A 3,878-nucleotide genomic window follows, 5' to 3' on the forward strand; every position below is an offset into this window, starting at 1 on the left:
GTACAACTATTTTTATAATTTATAAACGAAAAAAAAAAAAAAGAAAATGATATTTTTATTAAATAAAAACTGGTTTTTTATGCAATATTTATAATATGCAGAACTGTTTGGAAACATTTAAATATATACATACCCATATATTATTATATAAAATTTATTTTATATGCTATCAAATATATTTGATAATAAGGGTCTAATTTATCAATTTTGATTTAATAAATTTTATTAAACTTTAATTTTTAACCAATTTTCATTAGAGTTTTATAGGTTTGGGCAAATTTTTTATGTGTTTTACATAGAAACACATAAAAATTTTATACCTACCAAAATAAGTTGTATAAAATTGGGTCTTTAATATTTTTTCTCCTTTGAAAACTGAAAGGAAGGGGAATTATAAGGAATGAAATATGGAGGAAAAGAAAAATGAAAATGAAATTTTTAGCCATTTTTTTAGTGCTTCTCTGTTGTCTCGTGGGGGCCGCAAGTGCGGCAGAAGACATATCAACAGATGCTGTTGGTGATGCTATCGATGATGTGGTCATCACAGATGAAGCTGTCGATGCAGACTTGCCAACGGACGATATCATTTCAGCCGAACCTGCCGATGCAGATTCAGAGGCAGATCAGTCTGATGTATCCATAGAGACAAACGATGAAGAAGGAAACACAAGGGCAACTACTGTCACTGTTAACAATTGGGCACAGCTTGCAGGAAATGCGAGTTCTAGCGGAGACAAAACAATCAATTTAGCTAGCAATGTTAATTACACACCAGATAGCCAAATTGTATTCGGAAACAATGCAAAAATTGTAGGTACCTCTACTAGTTACATTACCGGAAGTTATTCAGGAATTCCATTCTACGGTTCCAATACAACCTATCACATAACTTTCGAAAATGTGAAATTTAAGGACTTGTCAACCACTATGGTAATGCAAATGCTGACTTCAGGCACAACTGTCATAAAAGGATGTACTTTCGAAAATGTCAATGCATCAGATACTGGTCACAATTCCGTAATATACAATAATGAAGGAACTATGAACATCACTAATTGTGTTTTCAGGAATTGTAATGCAGCATTTGGAGTGATAACAAATCACAATGCAAGTTCAACTACTGCAGTTATTATGAATGTAAGAAATTGTACTTTTGAAAACAATTACGGATACACAGAACCTGGTTGCATTAATAATTGTGGAATTTTAAATGTTTGGGATTCTATCTTTAATAATAATAGCGCATATCAGTGGGCTGGTGCAATCCACACTCATACAAATGCAAAAACAGTTATTAGAAACTGTTCATTCGATGGCAATGTTGCAGGATGGAATGGTGGAGCATTATACACTTATTCAGACTTAGAAGTATATGATTCCAACTTCACCAACAACAACTGTTCCACTAATAGTGGTGGAGGCGCAATAGGTGCATCCAATTACTTCTTCGCTTCCAAACCATATAATGTAACTGTAAATAATTGCAGATTCGTAGACAACAACAATCTGCATTCCAATGGTAATGGTGGTGCAATAGCTGCTATGAACGGAGGAACATTATATGTAAATGGTTCAACTTTCATTCACAATGGTGGAAAAAAAGGTCAAGCAATAGCAGGATTCAACACAAAACAATATGCGAATATTAGTGAAGGTGAAGCTCATTTAGTCATTACAAACAATCAATTTATCAATCATACAATTTATACTACCACTACAGTACTTTTAAAATAATACTTTTGTGAATAGCCCTCAAACAGTTTATAATGGAAGTGGAAATGTATACAATGCACCTAATCCATTACCATCAAAAAGGCAAGAAAATATCTTAGGTGCTTCATATCAAGAAACATTAAGTGATGATAAAATCGTTAATGATGGTGATGATTTAACAGAAGCAATAGTCTCTCTTTGGGAAGAAGGAGGCAATATTTATCTTTCAGATGGTACTTGGTCATGTGAACGTAAATTCTTATCCTATCTGGAAAAGGATATTGCGATAATAGGAAATCAAAATTCATTCATTGATTCTTTTGTTTTATCTAGAGGATATGTGGATGAAGTTGGTGGATTAATGGAATCTGTGGAAAATGGTGGTGGAGCATTAACATTTGTTAATGTTACTTTCAAATCTCCAATTTCATTAACTGGCTTTAATTATAATTTTGTTAATTGTACTTTTAACTCTCCAATCACTCTTGAAAAGATTCTTGATGAAAAAGAACTTGAATATACTGGTGATGGCAGTCGTTTTTATGAGGACTATTGGACTTGGGAAATGTTTGTTTCAATATTCAATTATAAATTTGATGGTTGTATATTTTCAAATTATGACTCCGATTCAGTTATAGTTGGGTACTGGTATGCTAATATTAATATTTCTGATTGTGCTTTTGAAAATATTTCAGTAGATAATGTTATTTCTACCAGTTGCGGCCCTACTGTAATAGTTACTGGATGGGATGGATGGGATCCTATATTTGAAAACCAACAAGCAAAATTGATTGTTAAAGATTCCACTTTTAAAAATACAAATATTAAAGGAGTGGTTAAAGCGCAAGCAAATTCTGCAGATTATGTCACTGTTGAAAACAATAACTATGACTTTGCCAAGGTTCAAGAAAAGTCAGTTGTTGATGATTACACTTACTTTGATGTTCCAGTATCTGCGGATACAGCAATTTCCATTACTAATGAAAGCAAAGTGGTAGTCATTACCTTGACTGCTGAAGGCAAACCTATTGCAGGAGCTACTGTAAACTATGCAATTGGAGATGATCAAAAATCAGATGTTACAGATTCCAATGGTCAAATCAAAGTTACTGAAGTTCCGGATGAGTTTGAAATTAAAGTGAATTTCGCTGGAAACAATTACTATAATTTAGCAGAAGGGTCTAAGGTATTTAATTTCACAGTTCCTGCAGGAGATAATTCAACAAATGACACCAACGGTTCCAACAGCACTCCTGTGACTCCAACCAAAGACGCTACCAAGCTCTCTGCATCCAAGGTAACTGCAACCTACAATGTTGCTAAAAAATTGGTCATAACCCTTAAGGATGCAAACGGAAAGGCTTTGGCTAACAAGAAAGTGACTGTGAAAGTCGGTTCAATCACTAAGACATTGAAGACCAACAGCAAAGGTCAGGTAAGCCTCAATGTTGCAACCCTTGTTCCTAAGACATACACTGCAACCGTCAAGTTTGCAGGGGACAGCTCATACAAGGCTTCAACCGTAAAGCCTAAAGTAGTTGTTAACAAGGCAAAACCTAAACTTGCTGCCAAGGCAAAGACCTTCAAGGTCAAAGCAAAAGTCAAGAAGTACACTGCAACACTTAAGGACAACAAGGGCAAAGTGATGAAAAACACCAAGCTTACCCTTAAGATAGGCAAGAAGACTTACACTGCAAAGACCAACAAGAAAGGAGTTGCTACCTTCAAGATCACCAAGTTGTCCAAGAAAGGAACATTCAAGTCCAAGATAGCATTCAGGGGAGACAAGTGGTACAAGGCAATCAGCAAAACTGTAAAAATTAAGGTAAAATAGGATTTTCCTAATCCTATTTTTTCATTTTATTTATTCACTACATCATGGCTTATGATGCGGGATTTGTGCAGTGAATAAATAAAATGGATTACATTTTATTTTTATTGTTATCATATTATTTGGAAGGTGGGATGTGTTGAAATTAAGATATAAACTATTGTTTGTTTCGATATTGATTATCTCTTTAGGCATGAGTTCCGTTTCCGCCATTGATGCGGATTCAGCTCTGGTTTTAGATGATGTCAATGTTGCAGATTCTATGGAAAGCCCTTCGGCTGAAGTACTTTCCGTTGATTCCGTCAGCGCTTCCTGTTCTTCTGATGCTGAACTA

The 3,878-nt window shown here is 34.6% G+C and carries 3 protein-coding genes; all 3 read left to right on the top strand.

The features are described from left to right. Positions 1 to 423 precede the first annotated feature (423 nt). Positions 424 to 1,734 carry a hypothetical protein gene (locus tag Q0409_RS07755; protein WP_298536720.1) on the top strand — a complete coding sequence of 437 codons (1,311 nt, stop codon included), beginning with the start codon at positions 424 to 426 and terminating at the stop codon, positions 1,732 to 1,734. 7 nt (positions 1,735 to 1,741) lie between these two features. After that, positions 1,742 to 3,547 (top strand): Ig-like domain-containing protein, encoded by a 1,806-nt coding sequence (locus Q0409_RS07760; protein WP_298536724.1) that lies wholly within the window; start codon positions 1,742 to 1,744, stop codon positions 3,545 to 3,547. 133 nt (positions 3,548 to 3,680) lie between these two features. Beyond that, a partial coding sequence (locus tag Q0409_RS07765) for a hypothetical protein (RefSeq protein ID WP_298536726.1) occupies positions 3,681 to 3,878 on the top strand: 198 nt, incomplete at its 3' end.

Origin of the sequence: uncultured Methanobrevibacter sp. (assembly GCF_937898925.1) — an archaeon.
In the GTDB taxonomy this organism is placed as follows: Archaea; Methanobacteriota; Methanobacteria; order Methanobacteriales; family Methanobacteriaceae; genus Methanobrevibacter.

Excerpts from the sequence above, each read along its gene's own strand:
- Q0409_RS07755 (WP_298536720.1), top strand. The coding sequence starts at position 424 with ATGAAAATGAAATTTTTAGCCATTTTTTTAGTGCTTCTCTGTTGTCTC.